This window comes from Streptomyces sp. NPDC030799 (assembly GCF_055572255.1).
Genome location: NZ_JBVIDS010000002.1, coordinates 141180 through 165443, shown reverse-complemented (window position 1 = coordinate 165443; position 24264 = coordinate 141180). Strand labels below are relative to the sequence as shown.

Annotated in this window: 25 protein-coding genes; 13 read left to right on the top strand and 12 right to left on the bottom strand. The window is 72.0% G+C overall.

Annotated elements, in window-relative coordinates; genetic code table 11:
- The first annotated feature begins 149 nt into the window (after positions 1 to 149).
- The 3 genes from ddaH (at position 150) to ACZ41I_RS04640 (ending at position 4749) form a co-directional block, all read left to right on the top strand.
- Positions 150 to 959 (top strand): dimethylargininase, encoded by an 810-nt coding sequence (gene ddaH, locus ACZ41I_RS04650; protein ID WP_363220967.1) that lies wholly within the window; start codon positions 150 to 152, stop codon positions 957 to 959.
- A complete protein-coding gene (gene rocD / locus ACZ41I_RS04645; RefSeq protein WP_468513150.1) occupies positions 959 to 2179 on the top strand; it encodes an ornithine--oxo-acid transaminase in 1221 nt (406 codons plus the stop codon). Before ddaH ends, rocD begins: the two co-directional genes overlap by 1 nt.
- Positions 2180 to 2295: 116 nt before the next feature.
- Positions 2296 to 4749: a SpoIIE family protein phosphatase gene (locus ACZ41I_RS04640; RefSeq protein ID WP_468513149.1), complete on the top strand. Its 2454-nt coding sequence runs from the start codon at positions 2296 to 2298 to the stop codon at positions 4747 to 4749.
- A gap of 67 nt (positions 4750 to 4816) precedes the next feature.
- On the opposite strand, the gene ACZ41I_RS04635 is transcribed toward ACZ41I_RS04640, so the two are convergent.
- The gene (locus ACZ41I_RS04635) at positions 4817 to 5449 is read right to left on the bottom strand and encodes a DUF305 domain-containing protein (protein ID WP_399763193.1); all 633 of its coding nucleotides are present in this window, start codon (positions 5447 to 5449) and stop codon (positions 4817 to 4819) included.
- 96 nt (positions 5450 to 5545) lie between these two features.
- Positions 5546 to 5953, bottom strand: a complete 408-nt coding sequence (locus ACZ41I_RS04630; protein ID WP_468513148.1) for a DUF6153 family protein — start codon at positions 5951 to 5953, stop codon at positions 5546 to 5548.
- 210 nt (positions 5954 to 6163) lie between these two features.
- On the opposite strand from ACZ41I_RS04630, the gene ACZ41I_RS04625 reads away from it, so the two are divergent.
- A complete protein-coding gene (locus tag ACZ41I_RS04625) occupies positions 6164 to 6892 on the top strand; it encodes a lysophospholipid acyltransferase family protein (protein ID WP_468513147.1) in 729 nt (242 codons plus the stop codon).
- Positions 6893 to 6950: 58 nt separating this feature from the next.
- Positions 6951 to 7973, top strand: coding sequence for an NAD-dependent epimerase/dehydratase family protein (locus ACZ41I_RS04620; protein ID WP_468513146.1), 1023 nt, complete (start codon positions 6951 to 6953; stop codon positions 7971 to 7973).
- 62 nt (positions 7974 to 8035) lie between these two features.
- Here ACZ41I_RS04620 and ACZ41I_RS04615 read toward each other — a convergent pair whose 3' ends face one another.
- The 8 genes from ACZ41I_RS04615 to ACZ41I_RS04580 form a co-directional block, all read right to left on the bottom strand.
- The gene (locus ACZ41I_RS04615; RefSeq protein ID WP_363220058.1) at positions 8036 to 9631 is read right to left on the bottom strand and encodes an alpha/beta hydrolase; all 1596 of its coding nucleotides are present in this window, start codon (positions 9629 to 9631) and stop codon (positions 8036 to 8038) included.
- Between the two features lie 151 nt (positions 9632 to 9782).
- Entirely contained in the window at positions 9783 to 10541 is a 759-nt protein-coding gene (locus ACZ41I_RS04610; RefSeq protein WP_468513424.1) for an urease accessory protein UreD, read from the bottom strand.
- Positions 10538 to 11215, bottom strand: a complete 678-nt coding sequence (ureG, locus tag ACZ41I_RS04605; protein WP_363220056.1) for an urease accessory protein UreG — start codon at positions 11213 to 11215, stop codon at positions 10538 to 10540. The genes ACZ41I_RS04610 and ureG overlap by 4 nt, the downstream gene beginning before the upstream one ends.
- Before the next feature lie 178 nt (positions 11216 to 11393).
- Complete coding sequence (locus tag ACZ41I_RS04600) at positions 11394 to 12068, bottom strand: urease accessory protein UreF (RefSeq protein WP_468513145.1); 675 nt, start codon at positions 12066 to 12068, stop codon at positions 11394 to 11396.
- A 12-nt stretch (positions 12069 to 12080) separates the two neighbouring features.
- On the bottom strand, positions 12081 to 13802 hold the full coding sequence (locus ACZ41I_RS04595) for an urease subunit alpha (RefSeq protein ID WP_468513144.1): 1722 nt from the start codon (positions 13800 to 13802) through the stop codon (positions 12081 to 12083).
- A complete protein-coding gene (locus ACZ41I_RS04590) occupies positions 13795 to 14106 on the bottom strand; it encodes an urease subunit beta (RefSeq protein WP_363220380.1) in 312 nt (103 codons plus the stop codon). The genes ACZ41I_RS04595 and ACZ41I_RS04590 overlap by 8 nt, the downstream gene beginning before the upstream one ends.
- A gap of 11 nt (positions 14107 to 14117) precedes the next feature.
- Complete coding sequence (locus ACZ41I_RS04585; RefSeq protein WP_031160134.1) at positions 14118 to 14420, bottom strand: urease subunit gamma; 303 nt, start codon at positions 14418 to 14420, stop codon at positions 14118 to 14120.
- A 225-nt stretch (positions 14421 to 14645) separates the two neighbouring features.
- A complete protein-coding gene (locus tag ACZ41I_RS04580) occupies positions 14646 to 14924 on the bottom strand; it encodes a type II toxin-antitoxin system Phd/YefM family antitoxin (RefSeq protein ID WP_363220381.1) in 279 nt (92 codons plus the stop codon).
- Positions 14925 to 15010: 86 nt separating this feature from the next.
- Between ACZ41I_RS04580 and ACZ41I_RS04575 the strand changes: the two genes are divergently transcribed.
- The 3 genes from ACZ41I_RS04575 to ACZ41I_RS04565 all read left to right on the top strand — a co-directional run bounded on the left by ACZ41I_RS04575 (position 15011) and on the right by ACZ41I_RS04565 (position 17004).
- Positions 15011 to 15646, top strand: a complete 636-nt coding sequence (locus ACZ41I_RS04575; RefSeq protein ID WP_363220382.1) for an ATP-dependent Clp protease proteolytic subunit — start codon at positions 15011 to 15013, stop codon at positions 15644 to 15646.
- Positions 15647 to 15653: 7 nt separating this feature from the next.
- Entirely contained in the window at positions 15654 to 15959 is a 306-nt protein-coding gene (locus tag ACZ41I_RS04570) for a hypothetical protein (RefSeq protein WP_363220383.1), read from the top strand.
- A gap of 571 nt (positions 15960 to 16530) precedes the next feature.
- Positions 16531 to 17004, top strand: a complete 474-nt coding sequence (locus ACZ41I_RS04565; protein WP_399763214.1) for a C40 family peptidase — start codon at positions 16531 to 16533, stop codon at positions 17002 to 17004.
- Positions 17005 to 17843: 839 nt separating this feature from the next.
- Here the strand turns inward: ACZ41I_RS04565 and ACZ41I_RS04560 are convergent.
- Complete coding sequence (locus ACZ41I_RS04560; protein ID WP_363220385.1) at positions 17844 to 18302, bottom strand: ATP-binding protein; 459 nt, start codon at positions 18300 to 18302, stop codon at positions 17844 to 17846.
- Positions 18303 to 18515: 213 nt separating this feature from the next.
- On the opposite strand from ACZ41I_RS04560, the gene ACZ41I_RS04555 reads away from it, so the two are divergent.
- Together ACZ41I_RS04555 and ACZ41I_RS04550 are read left to right on the top strand one after the other, a co-directional pair.
- Positions 18516 to 19376 (top strand): helix-turn-helix domain-containing protein, encoded by an 861-nt coding sequence (locus ACZ41I_RS04555; protein ID WP_399763218.1) that lies wholly within the window; start codon positions 18516 to 18518, stop codon positions 19374 to 19376.
- A gap of 9 nt (positions 19377 to 19385) precedes the next feature.
- On the top strand, positions 19386 to 19607 hold the full coding sequence (locus tag ACZ41I_RS04550; RefSeq protein WP_399763221.1) for a DUF397 domain-containing protein: 222 nt from the start codon (positions 19386 to 19388) through the stop codon (positions 19605 to 19607).
- A 61-nt stretch (positions 19608 to 19668) separates the two neighbouring features.
- Here ACZ41I_RS04550 and ACZ41I_RS04545 read toward each other — a convergent pair whose 3' ends face one another.
- Positions 19669 to 20796, bottom strand: coding sequence for an 8-amino-7-oxononanoate synthase (locus ACZ41I_RS04545; RefSeq protein ID WP_468513143.1), 1128 nt, complete (start codon positions 20794 to 20796; stop codon positions 19669 to 19671).
- A 146-nt stretch (positions 20797 to 20942) separates the two neighbouring features.
- On the opposite strand from ACZ41I_RS04545, the gene bioB reads away from it, so the two are divergent.
- Genes bioB through bioD form a run of 3 tightly spaced genes read left to right on the top strand, consistent with a single transcriptional unit; the run spans position 20943 to position 24175 of the window.
- Positions 20943 to 22166: a biotin synthase BioB gene (gene bioB / locus ACZ41I_RS04540; RefSeq protein ID WP_468513142.1), complete on the top strand. Its 1224-nt coding sequence runs from the start codon at positions 20943 to 20945 to the stop codon at positions 22164 to 22166.
- Positions 22159 to 23457, top strand: coding sequence for an adenosylmethionine--8-amino-7-oxononanoate transaminase (locus ACZ41I_RS04535; protein ID WP_468513141.1), 1299 nt, complete (start codon positions 22159 to 22161; stop codon positions 23455 to 23457). Before bioB ends, ACZ41I_RS04535 begins: the two co-directional genes overlap by 8 nt.
- A gap of 1 nt (position 23458) precedes the next feature.
- Complete coding sequence (bioD, locus tag ACZ41I_RS04530; RefSeq protein ID WP_468513140.1) at positions 23459 to 24175, top strand: dethiobiotin synthase; 717 nt, start codon at positions 23459 to 23461, stop codon at positions 24173 to 24175.
- The last annotated feature ends 89 nt before the right edge of the window (positions 24176 to 24264 follow it).

Here is a 24264-nt window from a genome sequence, read left to right as displayed (position 1 = left end):
AGTATGCGCAGGACTGGTGCGTGAAGCAGCCGAAGAACGCAGCGATGCTGCACGTATGCGCAGGTATTTTTCCTTGTCGACCGTCTGCCTCCCTTTCTACCGTGGATCACATCCCCAAGTGACACACAGCAAAGCGGAGGAAACCCTCTGTGTCCGAAAGCCGTGTACAGCGCCCTCGGCGCTTTCTCGTCTGTGAACCCAGACATTTCGCCGTGCAGTACGCGATCAATCCGTGGATGCATCCCGACAAGCCCGTCGACGTGGACCTCGCCCAGGAGCAGTGGCAGACACTGATCCGCGCCTACCGCGCCCACGGGCACACCGTCGACTCGGTCGAGCCGGTCCCCGGACTGCCCGACATGGTCTTCGCCGCCAACGCGGCGTGCGTCGTCGGCGGCCGGGTCTTCGGATCGCTGTTCCACGCGCCGGAGCGGCGTCCGGAGTCGGTGCACTACGACACCTGGTTCAAGGCGGCGGGCTACGACGTGTACCGCCCCGAGTCGGTGACCGAGGGCGAGGGCGACCTGGTGTGGACGGGCCGGTACGTGCTCGCCGGCACCGGGTTCCGCACCACACGCGAGGCGCACCGGGAGGCGCAGGAGTTCCTCGGCCACCCGGTGATCGGCCTGACCCTGGTGGACCCGTACTTCTACCACCTGGACACGGCGCTGTTCGTCCTCGACGACGACAACATCTGCTACTACCCGGAGGCGTTCTCGGCGGGCAGCCGTGAGGTGCTGCGCCGGCTGTACCCGGAGGCGGTGCTCGCCACCCGGGAGGACGCGATGGCGTTCGGTCTGAACTCCGTGTCCGACGGCCGCAACGTCTTCATCGCGCCCCGCGCCGAGGCGCTCGCCGACCGTCTGGCCGGCCACGGTTACGTCCCCGTCCCCGTCGACCTGTCGGAGTTCCACAAGGCCGGCGGTGGCATCAAGTGCTGCACCCAGGAGATCCGCTGATGAGCGCACCCGCGCGTTCGCGTACGTCCGCCGACCTGATCCGCGCGGAGGAGCCCGTCCTCGCGCACAACTACCACCCCCTGCCCGTGGTGGTGGCCCGGGCCGAGGGCACATGGGTGGAGGACGTCGAGGGCACCCGCTATCTCGACATGCTCGCCGGATACTCGGCGCTCAACTTCGGCCACCGGCACCCGGCCCTGACCGAGGCCGCGCACCGCCAGCTCGACCAGCTGACCCTCACGTCCCGCGCCTTCCACAACGACCGGCTCGCGGAGTTCGCCGAGCGGCTCGCGCAACTGACCGGCCTGGACATGGTGCTGCCGATGAACACCGGCGCCGAGGCGGTGGAGAGCGGCATCAAGGTGGCCCGCAAGTGGGCCTACGACGTCAAGGGCGTCCCGGCCGGCCGGGCGACGATCGTGGTCGCGGCGGACAACTTCCACGGCCGTACGACCACCATCGTCAGCTTCTCCACGGACGAGACGGCCCGCACGGGCTTCGGGCCGTTCACGCCCGGCTTCCGGATCGTGCCGTACAACGACCTGGCCGCGCTGGAGGAGGCCGTCGACGAGACGACGGCAGCGGTGCTCATCGAGCCGATCCAGGGCGAGGCCGGCGTCATCATCCCGGACGCCGGCTATCTGGCAGGGGTACGGGAGCTGACCCGGATCAAGGGCTGCCTGTTCATCGCGGACGAGATCCAGTCCGGCCTGGGCCGTACCGGCCGCACCCTCGCCGTCGAACACGAGGACGTCGTCCCGGACGTGCTGCTGCTCGGCAAGGCGCTCGGCGGCGGGATCGTACCGGTGTCGGCGGTGGTGGCCCGGCGCGAGGTGCTGGGGGTGCTGCACCCGGGTGAGCACGGCTCGACCTTCGGCGGCAACCCGCTCGCCGCCGCGGTCGGCACCGCGGTGGTCGGGCTGCTGGAGACCGGCGAGTTCCAGCGGCGGGCCGCCGAGCTGGGCGTGATCCTGCGGGACGGGCTGACCGAGCTGGTCGGCAAGGGCGTCCTCGGCTTCCGGGCACGCGGCCTGTGGGCGGGCGTCGACGTCGACCCGGCGATCGGCACCGGCCGGGAGGTCAGCGAGCGGCTGATGCGGGAAGGGGTCCTGGTGAAGGACACCCATGGCTCCACGATCCGGCTGGCGCCTCCGCTGACCATCACGGCGGAGGAACTGCGCTCCGCGCTGGCGGCGCTGGAGAAGGTGCTGGGTTCCTGAGCCCGGCGGGGGGCGGCCGTACACCGCCCCCCGTTTCCCGTCCTCCACCCGATGGCCGAAGCGTGAGGATGGAGACATGGGGTGGTAGACCACTCTCAGCGACAGAGAGGTCGGCCGTGGGCACTCACGAGGAGCGGGACGTCGCCCGGCACCGGTTCGACGTGGCGGATGCCGCGCCCCTGCTGCTCGACGCACGGGGCGTGGTGACCGGCTGGACGCCGGACGCCCAGCGACTGCTGGCCTACCGGGCCGCCGAGGTGGTGGGCACCGGGGTGACCGGCCTGCTGTCCGCCGAGGACGCCGCGCGAGTGCCCGAACTGGCCGAGCGGTGCCGCAAGGACGGCGGCTGGGCGGGGCTCCTGACCGCGCGGCGCAAGGACGGGTGGCCGGTCCGGGTGATGGTGCGGGTCACTCCGGCGGTGGAGCCCGGCGGCGCCCCGCACTGGCTGGTGCTGCTCTCGGAGATGTCCGGGGCTCGTGGCTGGGACATGAGCCGTGCGGTGCTGGAGCAGATGGTGACCGACTCCCCCGTCGGCATCGCGATCGTGGACACCGATCTGCGGTGCGTGTGGTCGAACGCGGCCCTGGAGCGGTACGGCGGCGGCTCGGCGCGGGAGCGGCTGGGGCGCCGGCTGGCGGAGATCCAGCCGGGCATCGACTCCGCGGGCATCGAGGCGCAGATGCGGCGCGTGCTGGAGACCGGGCGGCCGGTGGTCGGGTACGAACATGTGGGCCAGGTGCGGTCCGCGCCGCACCGGGAGACGGCACACATGATGTCGTTCACCCGCCTCGACGACGACCGGGGCCACCCGATGGGCGTGTACTACACCGTCGTCGACATCACCGAGCGGTACCGCGCCCGGCAGCGGCTGGCCCTGCTCGACCGGGCCGGCGAGCAGATCGGCCGCAGCCTGGACATCGTGCGCACCGCGCAGGAACTGGCCGACGTGGCCGTGCAGGACTTCGCCGACTTCGTCAGCGTGGACCTGCTGGAATCCGTGCTGCGGGGCGCGGAGCCCGAGCCGGTGCCGCTCGGCGACACGGATCAGGTGCCGCTGCGACGGGCCGGGCACCAGTCGGTGAACCCCGGGGTGCCCGAGGCCCTCGCCCGGATCGGCGAGGTGGCCACCTACCTCGCCGGATCACCCCCGATCCGCTGTCTGACCACGGGCCGGTCCTGGCGCGAGGAGCGGCTCGACCCGCTGGCCAGGGAGTGGGCCACCGACCTGCTGGGCGGCCGGGAGGCGACCTTCCTGGAGCTGGGCCTGCACAGCGTGATGATCGTGCCGATCCGCGCGCGGGGCGTCACGATGGGCGTCACCACCTTCTTCCGGCGCCACCGTCAGGAGCCGTTCGACGAGGACGACCTGAGTCTCGCCGAGGACCTGGTCTCCCGTGCGGCGGTCTGCGTGGACAACGCCCGCCGCTACACCCGCGAGCGGGACGCGGCCCTGGTCCTGCAGCGCAGCCTGCTGCCGCACCTGCTGCCCGAGCAGGACGCGGTGGAGGTGGCCGCCTGCTACCGGCCGGCCGACGAGCTGACCGGCCTGGGCGGCGACTGGTACGACCTCATTCCGCTGTCCGGGGCGCGCGTGGCCCTGGTCGTGGGCGAGGTGCCGGGGCACGGGATCGACGCCGCCGCGGGCATGGGCGGCCTGCGGACCGCCGTACGCACCCTCGCGGCGCTCGACCTGCCGCCCGAGGAGGTCCTCGCGCACCTCGACGACCTGGTGGCCCGCACGGCCCGTGAGGAAGGCGTGCCGCCGTCGGCGGATGCCGGCATGCGGGCGGCGGGTCCCGAGTGCGTGTACGTCGTCTACGACCCCGTCGACGGGCGGTGCACGATGGCCTCCGCCGGCCATCCCGCGCCCGCGGTCGTCCTGCCCGACGGCACCGTCGGCTTCGTCGACCTCCCGCGGGGATCGCCGCTCGGGGTGGACGGTCCGCCCTTCGAGGCGGTCGAGCTGACCCTTGCCGAGGGCAGCACACTGGTCCTGCACACCGACGGGCTGCTGGTCCGCGGGGGCGACGACAGGGCCGTCGCGGCGGACCGCGACCGGCTGCGCCGTGCCCTGGAACGACCCGCCTCCTCGCTCGAACTGCACTGCCGGGCCGTGGTGGACGCCCTCCTCCCTGACCGGCCGTACGACGACGTGGCCCTGCTGATGGCCCGCACCAGGCTGCTGGGCGCCGACCGGGTCGCCGACTGGGACCTGCCCGCCGACCCGGCCGTGGTCGCCGACGCCCGCAAGGAGGCCGACCGGCAGCTGGCCGAGTGGGGTCTGGAGGAACTGGCGTTCACCACCGAACTGGTCGTGAGCGAGCTGGTCACCAACGCGATCCGGCACGCCGAGGGCCCCGTCCGGCTCCGGTTGATCAGGGACCGGGCCCTGATCTGCGAGGTCTCCGACAGCGGCGCCACCGCACCCCATCTGCGGCACCCGCGCACCACGGACGAGGGCGGCCGCGGACTGCTGCTGGTCTCCCAGTTCACCCAGAGGTGGGGCACCCGCTTCGTGCCCGGCGGGAAGGTCATCTGGGCCGAGCAGTCCCTGACGGATCCGCCATGAACGATGCGGCCTCGGCACGGGCGGGGGCGCGGGCCCCCGCCCGTCGTTCGTCGGCTCCCGCCGTCCGTCAGCGCTTGCCGAGGAGCTTCTTCATCTCCTTGATCTCGGCGTTCTGCGCGGTGACGATGGCGTCCGCCATGGTCTTGGCAGGCCCGTAGGCGCCCTTGTTCTGCTCGGTGCCGGCCATCTCCACGGCGCCCTGGTGGTGCTCGACCATCAGGGACAGGAACTTCGTGTCGAAGTCCGTACCCTTCGCCTTCTTCAGCTCGCTCATGTCACCGTCGCTCATCATCCCGGGCATCCCGGCCATGCCGGACATCCCGGAGTGCCCCGAGTGGTGCATGCCGGCCATGGGCACCTGCTCACCCCAGGACTTGAGCCAGCCGGTCATGGTGCGGATCTCGGGGTCCTGTGCCTTCTCGATACGGGTGGCGAGGTCCTTCACCTGCGCCGAGGAGGCCCGGCCGGCGGCGAGCCGCGCCATCTCCAGGGCCTGCTGGTGGTGCGGAATCATGCCCTGCGCGAACGTGACGTCCTGCGCGTTGTGCGCGGTGCCGGCCGATGTGCTCGGGGAGGCCGACGGCCCGTGGGCGGCGCGGCCGTCGACGTCACCGCTGCCACCGCAGGCGGTGAGGACGAGGGCGGCGGTCACGGCCACCGCGGCCAGGGCGGCACGGCGCGTCGAAGTACGGCTGGTCATGCTGGAACTCCTGTGTTTCTCAAGGGATTCGGGAAGGCGGGAGCACGACCGCGAGCGCTCCGCCGGCAGGCGGGCGGCTGCGGCCGGCAGGGCCTTCTAGATCCGCAGGAGTTGGAGTTCGGCCAGAGAGGGCGGGGCGCGGGCGCCGTCCGGTGCGCTGCCCGCGCGGGAACGCGAGCAGCGGACCGGTGCGGGAGCCGTCACCGGGTCCGGGACGAGTGCGGGCAGCTGGGGGCCGCCGTTCACCGCGCCCGAGGCACAGGTGGGGTCCGCGTGGTGCAGATGGCTGCCGCCGCAGTGCCCGTCGCCGCCCGGACAGTCGTCCTGCGCGGAGACGACGACAGTGCCGGTGAGATGTGCGCTGCGGCCGTGCTCCGCCCGTCCCGTACCTCCGCCGGGCGCCAGGGCGTGCATGCCCAGCAGCCCGGCCAGCACCGCGAGCACGAGCAGCGCACGCCACCGCCGCTGCGGCGGGTGCGGGGCGTACGGTGCGGTGCTGGGCATCGGCCCCATCGTACGGGGACCGATCCTGGCGTCCGCGCGGGGCTCGCCACACGTCCGGCGCCGGAGGCTCGCCCGACGAGCGGGCCCGCGCGGCGGGGCCGGGGCCATCGACCCGTGTGCGCTGGTCGAGGACGGCATGAGCACGGCCTGTTGCGGTTACAGATGACCACAGGCGCACGCGGGGTGGCCTGGAGGAGTGAGGGGCGAGCCGTGTTCTATTACCTGCTCAAGTATGTGCTGCTGGGGCCCCTGCTGAGACTCGTCTTCCGGCCCCGGATCGAGGGCCTGGAGAATGTGCCGGCGTCCGGCCCCGCGATCGTCGCCGGGAACCACCTGTCGTTCTCCGACCACTTCCTGATGCCGGCGATGCTGAAGCGACGCATCACCTTCCTCGCCAAGGCGGAGTACTTCACCGGCCCGGGGCTCAGGGGCCGGCTCACCGCGTTCTTCTTCCGCAGTGCCGGGCAGATCCCGGTGGACCGCTCGGGCAAGGAGGCGGGTCAGGCCGCGATCCGCGAGGGCCTCGGCGTGCTGGGCAGGGGCGAGTTGCTCGGGATCTATCCGGAGGGCACCCGTTCGCACGACGGCAGGCTCTACAAGGGCAAGGTCGGCGTCGCCGTGATGGCGCTGAAGGCCGGGGTGCCGGTGGTGCCGTGCGCGATGATCGGCACGTTCGAGGCCCAGCCGCCCGGGAAGGTCATCCCGAACATCCACCCCGTCACCATCCGCTTCGGCAAGCCCCTGTACTTCTCCCGCTACGCCGGCATGGAGCGGGAGAAGGCCGTCCTGCGGGCCGTCACGGACGAGATCATGTACGCGATCCTGACGCTGTCCCAGCAGGAGTACGTCGACGAGTACGCGGCGGTCGTCAAGGCGGCACAGGCGGCGCAGGCGGCCGAGAAGAAGGAACGCAGGTTCCCGCGGGCACCGCTGAGCTGACCTCTGCCGTCGGCAGAAGGAAGGTGCCCGGGGCTGCCCGGCTGCCTAGGCTCGCCGTATGAAGAGGGCTGTGGTGACAGGGGCGAGCGGGCAGATCGGCCGCCCGACGGTGGCCGCGCTGGCGCGGGACGGATGGGACGTGACGGCCGCCTCGCGCGGCGGCGGGCGGGACACGGCGTGGGACGCCGGGGTACGGACGGTGCGGCTGGACCGGGCCGACGACACGGCCCTGGCCGCGGTGGTCGGCGACGGCTGCGACCTGCTGGTCGACATGGTCGCCTATGACGCCTCGCACGCCCGGCAGTTGACGTCCCTTGCGGGCCGGATCGGCTCGGCGGTCGTGATCTCGAGCGTGTCGGTGTACGACGACGGCTCCGGCCGGAACTTCGACACACTGCACGAGCCGGGCGGCTTTCCCGCCTACCCGGTACCGGTCCCCGAGACACAGCCGACGGTGGCACCGGGCGAGGCGTCGTACAGCACCCGGAAAGTCGCGCTGGAGCGTGAACTCCTCGCTGCCGGTGGCGAGTTGCCGGTCACGGTGCTGCGGCCGGCCGCGGTGCACGGGCCGTACAGCCCGCTCCCCCGCGAGCTGTACTTCGTGAAGCGCAACCTGGACGGCCGGCGCAGCCGGGTGCTCTCCCACCGGGGCGAGAGCCGGTTCCATCCGTCGAGCGCGCGGAACATCGCCGAGCTGGTGCGACTGGCGGCGGCCCGGCCCGGCACCCGGGTGCTCAACGCCTGTGACGGCGAGACGCCGACGGTCGCCGGGATCGGCGCGGCGGTCGACGCGGTGATGGGCGTGGAGACGCGGACGACACTGCTCGACGGGCCTCCCAGGGACTCGGTCGGCGGGACACCGTGGTCCGTGCCGCACCCGGTCGTCTTCGACATGTCCCTCGCCGAGCGGGAGTTGGGCTACCGGCCGGTGGTGTCGTACGCCGACAGCCTGCCGGAGACGGTCGAGTGGCTGACCGGTGTGCTGGCCGGGCGCGACTGGCGGGAGTGCTTCCCGCTGCTCGCCCGGACGTATCCGGACCTGTTCGACTACGCGGCGGAGGACGCCCGGCTCGCGGCATGAGCTTCGCGGCATGCGCGAGGGGCGGCCGGTGGATCCGGCCGCCCCTCGTCACCGTGGGACTGTTACGGCTTGGGCGTGGCGTGCGGGGTGCAGGTCACGTCCGCGGTGTCCAGCTTGCCGTCGATCAGGTAGGCGTCGACGCGCTGGTTGATGCAGGGGTTGACCAGGCCGGTCACACCGTGGGAGCCCGCGTCCTTCTCGGTGATCAGGCGGGAACCGGCGAAGCGCTTGTGCAGTTCGACGGCGCCCTCGTAGGGAGTGGCGGCGTCCCGGGTGGACTGCACGATCAGCACCTGCGGCAGGCCCTTGTGGGTCTTCACCTGGACCGGGGTCTGCTGCTTGGCCTGCCAGGTGGCGCACGGCAGGTTCATCCAGGCGTTGGCCCAGGTCATGAACGGGTAGTCCTTGTTGAGCCGGGTGTTGTCCCGGTCCCACTTCTTCCAGCTGGTGGGCCACTTGGCGTCGGTGCACTCGACGGCCGTGTAGACCGCGTTGCTGTTCTCGGCGGTGATGTTGCCGGCCGTGTTCGACAGGTCGGGGGCGGCGGCGTCGACCAGCGCCTTGGTGTCACCGGCGACGTACTTGCTGAACACCGTGGCGACCGGCACCCACGAGGAGTCGTAGTACGGCGCGCTCTGGAAGAAGGAGATCAGCTCGGCCGGGCCGACGACCCCGCCGATGGGGTTCTTCTTGGCGGTGGCGCGCAGCTGGAGCCACTTGGCCTGGACGGCGGCGCGGGTGGTGCCGAGGTGGAAGGCGGCGTCGTTCGCGGCGACCCAGTCCTCCCAGTCCTTCCAGCGGCCCTCGAAGGCGATGTCCTGGCCCAGGTTGGCCTGGTACCAGATGTTCTCCCGGGAGGGGTTGACCACGCTGTCGACGATCATGCGGCGCAGGTGGCCCGGGAAGAGCGTGCCGTACACGGCGCCGAGGTAGGTGCCGTAGGAGACGCCGAGGTAGTTGAGCTTCTTCTCGCCCAGCGCGGCGCGGATGACGTCCAGGTCGCGGGCGGTGTTCGGCGTGGTCATGTGCGGCAGCATCGCGCCGCTGCGCTCGGCACAGCCATCGGCGTACTCGCGCGCCAGCTTGCGCTGCGCGGTCTTGTCCGCCTCGGTGTCGGGCACCGGGTCCATCTTCGGCGCCTTGACGAACTCCTGCGGGTCGATGCAGGAGATGGGGGCGGAGTGCCCGACGCCGCGCGGGTCGAAGCCGACGAAGTCGTAGGCCTTGGCGACGTTCGCCCAGACGGGGTTCTTGTTCGTGACCCGGGTCGGGAAGCGCAGCCCGGAACCGCCGGGACCGCCCGGGTTGTAGACGAGCGAGCCCTGGCGCTCGCTCTTGGTGCCCGTGTTGCCGATGCGGTCGACGGCGAGCTTGATCTGCTTGCCGTACGGATGGGCGTAGTCGACGGGCACGGTGACCCAGCCGCACTGGATGGGCTTGGCGAACCCCCAGTCGGCCGGGCAGTCCTGCCAGTCGATGCCGGCCTTGGCGGCGCGGGCGGCGGCTATCGCGGCGCCCTTGGCCTCACGGTCCGGGCTCGGCCGTCCGGCGGCGCCGGCCGCGGGTGCCGAGACGACGCCGGCGATCAGCGTGGCGGTGACGAGTGCTCCGGCCGAACCGAGCGCCAGCAGGCGGCTCTGCGGTCTGTTCTCCCTCAAGTGGGGCCCCTCCCCCTACATCTGCATCTCTGCGAATGGTCAGGCGGGGATCCTTTCGGCTGTGAGCTGCCTGAGACCAGGGGTGGCCCCGTATCTTTACCAATCCGATAACCGGACGATCATGTTCGGGCCGCGCTGTGCGGAGCGCGCCTCAGCCGAGGTCGCCCAGTGCCTCGTCCAGGACTCGTCGTAGCCGCAACGCGTCGGGCGCGACGGCGCTGACCAGGGCTGCCGGTCCCGTCAGCGGTATCAGGGCGGCGCACTCGCCCAGCATCCGGCCCTCGACCGGCCGATCCGCGAAGTCGGGCCGTACGACGACCAGTTGGCCCACCGCGCGGTATCCCGCCAGGACGGCCGGGCCGTCCCAGCCGCCCGGGGCGCCGGGGCCGTAGGACAGTTCCTGGTCCAGTACCGTCCGGCCCGCGACCCGGACGGTCAGCCGGCTGGTGAGGCGCCCGGGTTCCTCTCCCGTCCGGCCGAGCACCTGCTCCTCGCGCAGGACGAGCCGGGCGCCGGCGGCGAGTTCGGCCCGCGTGGTGACATACAGGTCGCTGCCGCGGGCCGAGATCAACTGCTCGGGCAGCCAGTGCAGTTCGGCGCCGTCGGCCACGTCGAGCCGTACGTCGTAGCGGGCTTCGCCCTTGGCCTGACCCGGCAGGGCGAGGGTGGCGGCGGCCGAGCCGACGTGCAGCCGGGCGCCCTCCTCCACCCGGGCGGTGAGCGTGAAGCGGTCCCCGCCGAGCGGTCCGCTCATCGCACCGACCACCATGACCCTCGCCCCGGTGCCGCCGGCCCGGGTGCGGCGCAGGGCCAGCGGGCCCTCGCCGTCCAGCACGGGCAGCGCGGTGCCGCCGCGGCCGTCGGCCCGGGCGACGATCCGCGCGTCCGCCCGGACTCCGGTGCCGGTCATGCCGTCCACGCGGCGAGCCGCTCCCGTACCCATGCGGCCACATCGGCCACACCGGCCGTGCCGCGCAACGACTGGAAGACCACCGGGAGTCCGGCGCGCTGGGCCTTGGCGTCGGCGGCCATCCGGGTGAGGTCGGAGCCGACGTGCGGGGCGAGGTCGGTCTTGTTGACGACGAGCAGGTCGGCCGTGGTGACGCCGGGGCCGCCCTTGCGCGGGATGTCGTCGCCGCCGGCCACGTCGATCACGAAGATCTGCGCGTCCACCAGGCCTTTGGAGAAGGTCGCGGTGAGGTTGTCACCGCCGGACTCGACGAGGATCAGGTCGAGCGGGCCGACCGCGTCCTCCAGGTCCTCCACGGCTTCGAGGTTGGCGGAGATGTCGTCGCGGATCGCGGTGTGCGGACAGGCGCCCGTCTCCACGGCCGTGATCCGCTCGGGCGGCAGCACGGCCTCCCGGAGCAGGAACTCGGCGTCCTCACGGGTGTAGATGTCGTTGGTGACGACGGCGAGCGACAGCTCGTCGCGCAGGGCCCGGCAGAGCGCGGCGACGGTCGCGGTCTTCCCGGAGCCGACGGGCCCGCCGAGCCCGATGCGCAGGGCGCGCCGGGTTCCGTCGGGGCGGTGGGCGTCCGCACTGACGGCGGCGGGGCCGGAGTGGGTGTGGTCGAGGTGCATGACAACGGCTCCATTTTCAGCCAGGTCCGGCATCAATCAGCCCGTCCGGGGTCCCCTCTGGGGGAGTCCGAGGACGAGGCCGTTCAGGCCGATCGGGGGTCCAGGGGGCGAAGCCCCTGGCGGGGTCGAAGGGGCAGAGCCCCTGGGGTGGGACGGGCAGGGGCGGCGGGGGCGGCCTCTACGACGCGAACAGTCGTACCGGCCAGGCCGCGTGCCACTCCGCACCGACCTCCAGCAAGGGCCCCGACGCGGCCGGCAGCGCGTCGACACCCTCGTCGAGCACCCTCCGCGCCGCCTCCACCGCGGCGTCCGCGACGCGGTCCAGCTCCGGCGCCAGCCGGGCCAGCACACCGGTGGCGTCGAACGGATCGAGGCTCAGCAGTCGTACGGTCGCCGTCGTCGGCCCGCTGACGCTCTCGTACACCGCGCAGTACGCCGCGTCGTCCGGTCCCAGCCCGGCCGCCCGGGCGGCCAGGCCGAGGACCACCGGCTGGTGCGCCCCTTTGGGGAACTGCCGGGCCAGTGCGTCGAGTTCGGCGCAGGGCCAGGTGGCTCTGGCCGCGCGCATCAACTGCCGCCCGAGCCGGCGCGCAGCGGTCCGCAGCGCGGGAGACGGCGTACGGGCGTCCGCCGCCGCGTCCAGGTCCCGCGGGTCCACTCCGCGTACGGCGGCCGCCGCGAGCGCGCCCGCGACCAGCCCGGCGGTGTGCAGCCGGCCCCGGCAGAAGTCCTCCAGGGTCGCGGCGGAGGTGATCCGGCCCGCTTTGACGGCGGCCTCGGCACCGCCGGAGTGCGCGTGCCCTCCGGCGGGGAAGCGGCCGTCGGCCAGGACGAGAAGTGCTGCGCGTGACATCGCGAAACCCCGTCAGAACAGGAAGTAACGCTGGGCCATGGGCAGTTCGGCGGCCGCGGTCGCCTCGACCAGCTCGCCGTCGATGTGCACGGCGAAGCTGTCGGGGTCGATCCGGACGTCGGGCCGGGCGTCGTTCTCGCGCATGTGGGCCTTGGTGACCGCACGCGTGGACTCGATGGCCACGAACCGTTTGCCGAGCCCCAGCCGCTGCGGCAGCCCGTCCTCGATCGCCAACTCGGCCACGAAGTTGACCGAGTTGGCGGCGGGGGCGCGGCCGATCGCGCCGTACATCGGGCGGGGCAGGATGGGCTGCGGGGTGGGGATGGAGGCGTTGGCGTCGCCCATCTGCGCGTAGGCGATCTGCCCGCCCTTGATCACGAGCAGCGGCTTGACCCCGAAGAACGCGGGCTCCCACAGCACCAGGTCGGCGAGCTTGCCGCTCTCGACGGAGCCGATCTCGGCGGCGAGCCCCTGGGCGAGCGCCGGGTTGATCGTGTACTTGGCGACATAGCGCCGTACCCGGTGGTTGTCCGCCCGGCCGTCACCCGGCAGCGCACCGCGCCTGCGCTTCATCACATGCGCCGTCTGCCAGGTGCGCAGGACCACCTCGCCGACGCGGCCCATGGCCTGGGAGTCGGAGGAGATGATGGAGATCGCGCCGAGGTCGTGGAGGACGTCCTCCGCGCCGATGGTGGAGGGCCGGATCCGGGACTCGGCGAAGGCGAGGTCCTCGGGGACCGCCGGGTTGAGGTGGTGGCACACCATCAGCATGTCGAGGTGTTCCTCGGCGGTGTTGACGGTGTACGGCCGGGTCGGGTTGGTGGAGCTGGGCAGCACGTTGGGCTGCGAGACCACGGTCATGATGTCCGGCGCGTGCCCGCCGCCGGCGCCCTCGGTGTGGTACGAGTGGATGCCGCGGCCCGCGATCGCGGCGAGGGTGTCGCCGACGAAGCCCGCCTCGTTGAGCGTGTCCGTGTGGATGGCGACCTGGATGCCGGTGCGGTCGGCGACGGTGAGCGCGGCGTCGATGACGGCCGGGGTCGAGCCCCAGTCCTCGTGCAGCTTCAGGCCGACGGCGCCGCCGCGGATCTGGGAGAGCATCGCCTCGTGCGAGACGGTGTTGCCCTTGCCGAGGAAGCCGATGTTGAGCGGGTAGGCCTCCATCGCCTCCAGCATCCGGGCCAGGTGCCAGGGACCGGGCGTGACGGTGGTGGCCTTGGAGCCCTCGGCGGGGCCGGTGCCGCCGCCGACCAGGGTGGTGATGCCGGAGGCCAGCGCCTCGTCGGCGACCTGGGGACAGATGAAGTGGACATGCGCGTCGATGGCGCCGGCGGTGAGGATCCGCCCGTTGCCCGCGATGATCTCGGTTTCGGGACCGATGACCAGGTCGGGGTGGACCCCGTCCATGGTGTCGGGGTTGCCGGCCTTGCCGATCGCGGTGATCCGGCCGTCGCGGATGCCGACGTCGGCCTTGACGATGCCCCAGTGGTCGACGATGACGACGCCGGTGATCACGGTGTCGGGGGTGCCCTCGGCGCGGGTGGCGCGGGACTGGCCCATGGACTCGCGGATGACCTTGCCGCCACCGAAGACGGCCTCGTCGCCGGACGCGCCGGGCCCTCCGGAGCGGTCCTCCTCGATCTCGATCAGCAGGTCGGTGTCGGCGAGCCGGATGCGGTCACCGGTGGTGGGGCCGAACAGGTCGGCATAGGCGCCGCGGGAGATCTCAGGCATCGAGGGCACCTCCGGTCTCCCCGCGCAGCCCCGGCACGATCCGGGCGCCGGCCAGGGGCACGAGTTCGACGTCGACGGGGATGCCGGGCTCGAAGCGCACGGCGGTGCCGGCCGCGACGTTCAGCCGCTTGCCGCGGGCCGCGGCACGGTCGAACTCCAGGCCGGGGTTGGCCTCGGCGAAGTGGTAGTGGGAGCCGACCTGGACCGGCCGGTCGGCGGCGTTGAGGACGGTGAGGCGGGTGACCTCACGGCCCGCGTTGACGAGGACGGGGGCGTCCGCGAACAGAATCTCTCCGGGAATCATCGCGGCCCTCTTCAGATGATCGGCTCGTGGACGGTGACGAGCTTGGTGCCGTCCGGGAAGGTCGCCTCGACCTGGACGTCGTGGATCATCTCGGGGACCCCGTCCATGACGTCGTCCCTGCTGAGGAGCTTGCGGCCGGAGGACATGAGTTCGGCGACGGTACGGCCGTCACGCGCGCCCTCAAGGATGTGCGACGTGATGAGGGCGACCGCTTCCGGGTGGTTGAGCCGTAGTCCGCGGGCCCGGCGCTTCTCGGCCACGTCGGCCGCCACGTGGATGAGCAGCCTCTCTTGCTCGTGCGGGGTCAGTTGCACGTCCCACCTCACAGTCCTTGCTCCGGCCCGTGCGGGGTCCGGTTGCCGCAGCCATCACGACGGGATAGGTGTAACACACAGACAAATCCCCGGATCGTCGTCAATCCGGGCAGAAAAACCCCTGATGGCGTGGATCGGCAGGCTAGAACGCCGGAGTTTCAGCGACGTTAACCAGACCTTGATCCGTCGATGACCGCGCGATGGGACCCCTGATACCCGCGCCGTTCACGACACGCCAGGACCGCGATGCTCGGCGGCGATCCCGAAGCGCTGCTGTTCGCGCGGGACGGAACCGGCCTCGCGGACACCCGAGACCGAGCTGATGACCTGCTCCTCGGCCGGCTCGTCGAGCGCGTCCAGCCGCTCCAGGTCGGCGGCCGAGACCAGCGCGACCAGCGGCTTGCCGTGCCGTGTCACCACGACGCGCTCTCCGCCGTACACCACGCGGTTGATCAGGTCGGCGAGCTCAGCCCTGGCTTGCGTCACCGGAATCTCGTAGGCCATACCGTCATCGTACGTCAGGTACGTCCTGTACATTTTTTACAGAAGCCGAGCCCACCGGAGGCCGTGCGATGAGGAGGGGTATGCCCATGTCCCGAGCGTTCGCCCGCTATGTCCTGCCCGAGTTCACTGAGCGCACCAGCAGCGGCGTGCGCACGCTCGACCCCTACGGCAAGCTCTTCGAGGACCGGATCGTCTTCCTCGGCACCCCGCTCGACGAGGCCGCCACGAACGACGTCATCGCCCAGCTGATGTACCTCGAACACGCGTCCCCCGACCGGGACATCACGCTGTACGTCAACTCACCGGGCGGCTCGTTCAGTGCACTGACGGCCGTCTACGACACGATGCGCTACGTCAGTTGCGACGTGGCCACCTACTGCCTGGGCCAGGCCGCGTCCCATGCAGCGCTGCTCGTCGCGGCCGGCGCACCCGGCAAGCGGTTCGCGCTGCCCGGCGCACGCATGGTGATCGAGCAGCCCCGGCTTCCCGAGCCGATGCAGGGCCAGCCCAGTGACCTGCTCATCCGGGCCGAGGAATTGGCAAGGATGCGCGCACTGACGGAGGAGATGCTCGTACGGCACACCGGGCGCACGGCACAGGAGGTACACCACGACCTGGAACGAGACGTGATCCTGGACGCCCCCGGGGCGCTGGCCTACGGTCTGGTGGACGGCATCGTGCCCGGCCGGCGGAGCACGCCCGGCGCACCGGACGCGAGGTGAGCCGCCGATGCTGCCGGAACTGCCGCCCCTGCCCGCACTGACCCGCGCCGAGGGAGATCTGATCGACCGTTACCTGGAGGCGGTCGACCTGCTGGGCAGGATCAATCCGGGACGGGACGGAGACACCTATCACGGGCTGCGCGCGGCCCAGGCCCTGGTGCGCAAGGCCGCAGAGCTGCGCGACGCCCTCGCGTTGATGCACCAGCGGGGTGAGACGGAGCTGCACGGGAACACGCTGGCACGGGCCCTGCGAGTGCTGGACGGTGCACGCCGCACCGCTCGCGTCACGCTCCCGACCGACGGCGTCGGCTGATCCGGACGCCCGACCGGCAGGACGGACCCGGATGTCGACACGCGCCGTCCGGGGCGGGCTCGAAACGCCCCGAACGGCGTACCCCCGACCGACGTATATCCAGATCGTTCTACGGACCTCCCGACTTGCGCACCGCGCGGGTCGGCAGCGTGGAGGACGAGGCTCCGTCCCAGGTCGGCGGCTACGGCCGGGATGTGACGGTGCCTCGAACGCAGCCCTGTCCACTCGAACGGGTGAGTGGTGAGTAACGCCACAAATCCGCGGATCCATTGGGATTTTCAGACAGCTGTGAGTGAAGATCCCTGTCTGACGACAAGCCCCCGCCACAACGGCGGGGCGGTCCGGGCGGACGCCGAGTCCTGCCGCCGCACGGATGACCGGTCGACGGAGTGGATCGGCAGGAGTGGAGGACCCGAGCAAGACGGGTCGCCGGAACGGAAGTTCGTCTGTGCGTCACAGACGGCCGGACGTTCCGAGCAGCCCTTGGGGTGAAGCCGCGACGCGGCCGGGCAACTTCGCCAGCCCGAATCCGACAGGTCATCCTTCACAGGCGGCTGACGAAGGGTTGCGCATGACTGCGCTGAATCGTGTCCCGTCGCTCATGGCCCGGGCCGGCACGGCCTCGGCTCTCACCCTCGCCGCCGTCGGCGGCTCGATCGCGGTCCCTGGTCTCGCCACCGACGCCTCGGCCGCCACCCTCGCGACCAAAGCACTGCAGGTCGCGGCCTCCAAAAAGGGTTCCCCATACCAATGGGGGGCCACCGGTCCGCACAGGTTCGACTGCTCGGGGCTGACGCTCTACTCGTTCAAGAAGGCGGGCAAGAGCCTGCCGCGCACCGCAGCCCAGCAGTACAACAAGACACACCACATCTCGGCCCTCAGCCGTAAGGCCGGTGACCTGGTGTTCTTCCACTCGGGTTCCAACGTGTACCACGTCGGCATCTACGCCGGACACGGGAAGATCTGGCACGCGCCCAGGACCGGGGACGTGGTGAGGCTCCAGAAGATCTGGACCAGGAGCGTCTGGTACGGCCGGGTGAACTGACCCGCCGTCAGGGCAGGAGCGGCTCCAGCAATAGGGCCGCTCCCGCACCGTCAGCGCCACCCCGGTGCCCGCCTGGAGCCCACGGGCGGCCCGGGGCCGGCGCAGCCACCCCCGGGGTGCCTCCCACGCCTTCGAGGCAGGGCAGGGTGCTCGACGGGCTTCAGCAGGCCCGGCACGAGCCGGCGCAGCCGGCCGGACTGACCGGACGTGCCGCTGTCGGCCGCCGGCCAGGGCCACAGCGGTGGCGCCCGACGAGGCCGACCCGGCGCTGCCCCACACCTACCACCCGGCCGAGACCGTTCCCGTGCCGTCGCCGGGCCGTTGGCACCCGGCCCGTCGCGGTTCCCGGCCCCGCCCGGAGCACACCGCAGGGACTGTCCGGCCGGTCACGACGCCCGCCGGCTCGACGCCGACCAGCCGGTAGCCACCGAGACCACCGCCCCGGGCCCGCCCCACCCTGCCCGCCACCCAACCAGCTCTCAGCGCCCCCGACTCCCCGCCCCCACACACACGACCAACCCGACCGTCCGAACCCGCCGCCACCCTGTCCGTCATCCACCAGCCCCGCTCCGCCCAGCCCGCCTTCTCCCCGCCCAACGCCGTCGCGCCCGTCCTCCCAGCCCTCACCAGCCGCCCCTCGTCCCCGCGCCCGTCCCCGAGCCCGTCGCCCCGGACTCGCCGCCCGTCCCCCCGTCCCCGAGCCCGCCGTCCCTGGGACCGTCGCCGGCCGGACTCACCACCCGGGCGCCGCCGCCCGGCCCCATCGCCAAAGGCCTGTCGTCCGGCGGAGCCGCCTCAAAGGCCCCGGGTGAAACAGCCCAGCACCTCCGCCCGGAGGGCTACGGTTCCTGTGGACCCCCTGCCGGAACCGCCTCGGCCGGGATGGTCCAGGGGAGTTCGATGGAGACTGTCTTGCCGCCCTCGCGGGTGGGGCGGACGCGGAGTTTGCCGCCGCACTCGGCGGTGAGCCAGCGGATGATCACCATGCCGCGGCCGTTGTCCTGCTGGACCGCCGCGGGCAGTCTCTTCGGGAAGCGGGGGTGACTGTCCGTGACGCCGATGCGCAAGTGTTCGTCACGGTCCAGCGCGATGTCGACCGTGAAGGTGGGTGACTGGCCCAAGGTGTGCTGTACGGCGTTCGTGGCGAGTTCGGAGACGATGAGCCGCACGCTGTCGGCCACGTCGGTGTCCGACGGCAGGCCCCACTCCTCAAGCGTGTCCACGACGTAGGAGCGGGCGGCGGACACCGAGGCGGGATCGCTCGGCAGAGTGACGGATGCTTCCAGATGGTCTGCCATGGCGACGTCGTCCCTTTCCCACGGGACCGCAGTCCGACATGGAGCGGATGGTTCGAGTACGGTCCCGGACTGGTGCTTGCTCGTCAGACTGCCATCACCGGGCCGGTCACGGGGAGCGATCCACCAAGATATGCATATATCTGTCGCCCAAAGCGGTGAACTCTACGACGCGAGACCGTATTTGGACGGCCCGGAAGGAGTAAGGAGGAGCCCATGCAGAACGGGCCGGCAGTGCGCCGCCGCAAATTGGGCGCCGAACTGCGCACGCTGCGTACCGGCGCTGGGCTCACGAGCGGTGAGGCAGCCCGGCTGGTCGGCTGGCACCAGTCGAAGGTGAGTCGTATCGAGACGGGTGCCAGCGGCGTGAAACCAGCCGATGTCCGGTTACTCCTGGACGCCTACGGAGTGGAAGACGGGCAGCTGCGCGAGTTGCTGCTGATGCTGGCGGGTTCCGAGGGCACGGGCGACCGGCACGGCTGGTGGCACGCCTACCGCGGGGTGCTGCCGCCCACCTACCGGGATTTCATCAGCCTGGAGTCGCAGGCGAGAGCGATGCGCACCCTGGAGACCACGGTCGTGCCCGGACTGCTGCAGACACCCGAGTACGCCCGCGCGGTGACCCGGGCCGCCGTGAAGGGCCTGGACGACGAACGCCTGGACGCGCTGGTGGAGGTGCGGCTGGCCAGGCAGGACGTGCTCCGCGCCGACCCGCCGCTCAAGCTGTGCGCGGTGCTGGACGAGGCGGTGCTCCGACGCCAGGTCGGCGGCCCGGAGGTGATGAACCGGCAGCTGGCGCGGCTGATGGAGGCCGCCCGCCTGCCCCAAGTACGGCTTCAGGTGCTGCCGTTCGGGGCGGGAGCGCATGTCGGCCTCACCGGGCCTTTCGTTATTTTCTCATTTCCGAGCACTTCTGATCTGGACGTGGTTGTTCTCGACCAGTTGACGAGTAGCCTCTACCTGGAGCGGAAAGAAGACCTCATGGCCTACTCGGAGGCCTTCGACACCCTTCGGATGCACGCCCTTTCACCCGAGGACACGTTGGAATACATCGCCGGAATAGGTGACGGCGCGTAAGGAGGCACCATGTCAGCACTGCCTCGGAACGTCCCTGCCAGTACCGACCTGCACGACGTGCGCTGGCTGCGCAGCAGCTACAGCACGGGAGCCAACAACTGCGTGGAGACGGCCCGGCCGTGCTCCGGTCCCTGGGCCGGACTGCTCGCCGTGCGCGACTCCAAGAGCCCGGCCGGACCCGCGCTGCTCTTCTCCGCCGGGAGCTGGACCGGTTTCCTCACCGCCCTCTGACCGAGGACGGCCACCGACCCACAACACGACCACGCGCGAAGCACGGCCGTGTCACGCCGACTCATGGTCGCGTTTCGCCGATCAGACGTACAGCGCGTTCGATCTCGGCCCCGGACAGGTCCGCGCGGGCGGTCAGCCGCAGCCGTGAGATGCCGTCGGGCACGGAAGGAGGACGGAAGCAGCCCACGGCCAGCCCCGCCGTACGGCAGTCGGCCGCCCAGCGCACGGCCTGGTCCGGGGACGGCGCCCGAACGGAGACCACCGCGGCGTCCGGACGCACCGCCTCCAGACCTGCGGCGGTCAGCCGTGCGTGCAGTTCGGCGGCCACCTCGCGGGCGCGCGCCGCGCGCTGCGGTTCGCGGACGAGCAGCCGCAGCGCCGCGAGCGCGGCCCCTGCCGCCGCCGGAGCCAGGCCCGTGTCGAAGATGAAGGTCCGGGCCGCGTTGACCAGGTGGTCGATCACCGGCGCCGGGCCGAGCACCACGCCGCCCTGACTGCCGAGCGACTTGGACAGGGTGGCCGTGACCACCACGTCCGGGGCGCCGGCCAGCCCGGCCGCGTACGGCGCGCCCCGGCCGCCGTCGCCCAGTACCCCGAGCCCGTGCGCGTCGTCCAGGACCAGCCCCGCGCCGTACTCCCGGCACGCCTCCGCGAGCTCGGCCAGCGGCGCCCGGTCGCCGTCGACCGAGAAGACCGTGTCGGAGACGACGATCGCCGCTCCCTGGTGGCCGGCCAGGGCCTTGCGCACCGCCTCGGGGTCGGCGTGCCCGACGACCTGCCTGCCGCCCCGGGCGAGCCGGCAGCCGTCGATGAGGGAGGCGTGGTTGCCGGCGTCGGAGACGATCAGCGAGCCGTGCGGGCCGAGCGCGGTGACCGCGGCCAGGTTGGCGGCGTAGCCGGAGGAGAACACCAGCGCCGCCTCGAAGCCGCAGAACGCGGCAAGCTCGCGCTCCAGCTCGGTGTGCAGCTCGGTGGTGCCGGTGACCAGCCGGGAGCCGGTCGAGCCGCCGCCCCAGACCCGGGCCGCCCGCGCGGCCCCTTCGGTGACCTCGGGGTGGTGGGCGAGGCCCAGGTAGTCGTTGCTCGCCAGATCCAGCAGCGGCGACTCGGCCGGGCGCGGGCGCAGGGTCCGTACGAGTCCGGCGCGACGACGCGCCTCCGCCTGCTCCGCGATCCAGCCGAACGCCATGGCTCCTCCGATGTTTTGTAGGTAGCGGACAGACACTAGCGGCAGGACCAGCCCCCCAGGGTGTGGCAATACCCACACGGTGAACCGTCTCCGTTGTGCAAACTCTCCTTGGCCCGGGGCGGTCCCGTAGGACAAGATCGGGCCTCATGGACCTGCTGAACACGCTGGTGGACAAGGGGCTTCGGCGCGAGCTGCCGACCCGCGAGGAAGCACTCGCCGTACTGGCCACCTCCGACGACGATGTGCTCGATGTGGTGGCCGCGGCCGGCAAGGTGCGCCGGCACTGGTTCGGCCGCCGCGTGAAACTGAATTACCTGGTCAACCTCAAGTCCGGCTTGTGCCCGGAGGACTGCTCCTACTGCTCCCAGCGCCTCGGCTCCAAGGCCGACATCCTGAAGTACACCTGGCTCAAGCCCGACGAGGCCTCCCAGGCGGCCGCCGCGGGCCTGGCCGGAGGCGCCAAGCGGGTGTGTCTGGTGGCCAGCGGACGCGGCCCGACGGACCGGGACGTGGAGCGCGTCTCGGAGACCATCAAGGCGATCAAGGAGCAGAACGAGGCCGTCGAGGTCTGCGCCTGCCTCGGTCTGCTCTCCGACGGCCAGGCCGAGCGGCTGCGCGACGCGGGCGCGGACGCCTACAACCACAACCTCAACACCTCGGAGTCCACCTACGGGGACATCACCACCACCCACACCTACGCCGACCGGGTGGACACGGTGAACAAGGCGCACGCGGCCGGCCTGTCCGCCTGCTCCGGTCTGATCGCGGGCATGGGCGAGAGCGACGAGGACCTGGTGGACGTGGTCTTCTCGCTGCGTGAACTGGACCCGGACTCCGTTCCGGTGAACTTCCTCATCCCGTTCGAGGGCACCCCGCTGGCCAAGGAGTGGAACCTCACCCCGCAGCGCTGCCTGCGGATCCTCGCGATGGTCCGGTTCGTCTGCCCGGACGTGGAGGTCCGTATCGCGGGCGGCCGTGAGGTCCATCTGCGCACGATGCAGCCGCTCGCGCTGCACCTGGCCAACTCGATCTTCCTCGGCGACTACCTGACCAGCGAGGGCCAGGCCGGCAAGGCCGACCTGGAGATGATCGCGGACGCCGGTTTCGAGGTGGAGGGCGCCGGCGAGGTGACGCTGCCGGAGCACCGGGTGGAGGGCGCGGGCGGCTGCGGCTCGCACGGGAGCGCCGGCTGCGGCTCCGTCTGCGGCTCGCACGAGGGCTGCGGCTCGCACGAGGGCGCGGAGGCGTGCGGGAGCGGGGGCGCGGAGGCGTGCGGTACGGCGACCGCGCCGGCCTCCCAGGAGGCGCGCACCGACCTCGTGGCCGTCCGCCGCCGGGGCGCCGGAACGGACCTCGCGCCCAATGCCTGACCTGCCCGCCCTGAGCGTGCCCGAGCTGCTGGAGCTCGACCGACGGCATGTGTGGCACCCGTACGGCCCGATGCCCGGACGTGCCGAACCGCTGGTGGTGGAGTCGGCGAGCGGGGTCCGTCTGAGACTGCGGCTCGCCGACGGGGCCCAGGAAGACCTCGTGGACGGCATGTCCTCCTGGTGGTCGGCGATCCACGGCTACAACCACCCGGTCCTCAACGAGGCGGCGCACGAGCAGCTCGGGCGGATGAGCCACGTGATGTTCGGCGGGCTCACGCACGAGCCCGCCGTACGGCTCGCGAAGCACCTTGTCGACATGTCGCCAGAAGGCCTGGAGCATGTCTTCCTGGCCGACTCCGGCTCGGTGTCGGTCGAGGTCGCGGTGAAGATGTGCCTGCAGTACTGGCGCTCGGTCGGCAGGCCCGGCAAGCAGCGGCTGCTGACCTGGCGGGGCGGCTACCACGGAGACACCTGGAACCCGATGTCCGTGTGCGACCCCGAGGGCGGGATGCACGCGCTGTGGTCGGGCGTGCTGCCGCGCCAGCTGTTCGCCGACGCCCCGCCGGCTGAGTACGACGAGTCGTACGCCGACCACCTGCGCGAACTGGTCGCCCGGCACGCGGACGAGCTGGCCGCGGTGATCGTGGAGCCGGTCGTGCAGGGGGCGGGCGGGATGCGCTTCCACTCCCCCGCGTATCTGCGGGTGCTGCGCGAGGCGTGCGACGCGCACGGCGTACTGCTGGTGTTCGACGAGATCGCCACCGGCTTCGGCCGCACCGGTGCGCTGTTCGCGGCGGAGCACGCGGGCGTCACCCCGGATGTGATGTGCGTGGGCAAGGCGCTGACCGGCGGTTATCTGACGCTGGCGGCGACGCTGTGCACCGCACGGGTCGCGGACGGGATCTCCAGGGGCGAGGTGCCGGTGCTCGCGCACGGGCCGACCTTCATGGGCAACCCGCTGGCGGCGGCCGTGGCCTGCGCCTCCATCGAACTGCTCCTGGGCCAGGACTGGCGGGCGGAGGTCATGCGGATCGAGGCGGGTCTGTGGGAGGGCCTGGCGCCGGCCCGTGAGCTGCCCGGCGTCCGGGACGTCCGCGTCCTCGGCGCGATCGGCGTCGTCCAGCTCGACCACGAGGTGGACATGGCCGCGGCCACCGCGGCCGCCGTACGGGAGGGCGTGTGGCTGCGCCCGTTCCGCGACCTGATCTACACGATGCCGCCGTACATCACCTCGGACGAGGACGTGACAAGGATCGCGCGCGCGGTGTGCGCCGCGGCGCGGGAGGGATGACATGCCGGTACTGGTGATCACGGGGACGGGTACGGAGATCGGCAAGACCGTCACCACCGCCGCCGTCGCCGCGGCGGCGCTCGCGGCCGGACGCTCGGTGGCCGTGCTGAAGGCCGCCCAGACGGGGGTGGGGCCGGACGAGCGCGGGGACGCCGACGAGGTCGCGTGGCTCGCGGGTCCGGTGACGGCCGCGGAACTGGCCCGCTATCCGGAGCCGCTGGCGCCCGGTACGGCGGCCCGGCGGGCGGGCATGGCGCCCGTACACCCGCACGAGGTGGCCGACCGGGCGGGGAAGCTGGCCGCCGACCACGATCTGGTGCTGGTCGAGGGGGCGGGCGGGCTGCTCGTCCGGTTCGACGCGGCCGGCGGCACCCTGGCCGACGCGGCGCGGCTGCTGGGCGCCCCGGTGCTGGTCGTCACCCAGGCCGGTCTGGGCACGCTCAACACGACGGAACTGACGGCGCTCGAACTACGGCGCCGGGGGCTGGAGTTGGCGGGCATCGTGATCGGCAGCTGGCCCGGCTCGCCCGACCTCGCCACCCGCTGCAACGTCACCGAGCTGCCGGAGGTCGCAGCGGCCCCCCTCCTCGGCGCGATCCCCTCCGGGGCGGGGGCGCTGGCACCTGCCGACTTCCGCACAGCGGCACCGACCTGGCTGGCCCCCCGCCTGGGCGGAACCTGGGACGCGGAAGCATTCCAGGTCCGCGAGGCACCGTAGCGGCAGCGCCGCCCCGAGCACGGCCCTCCGGGCCGGAGCCACCCAGCAGGCCCACCCTCCAGCCGCCCGAGCCGCGTAGTGGGCCCACC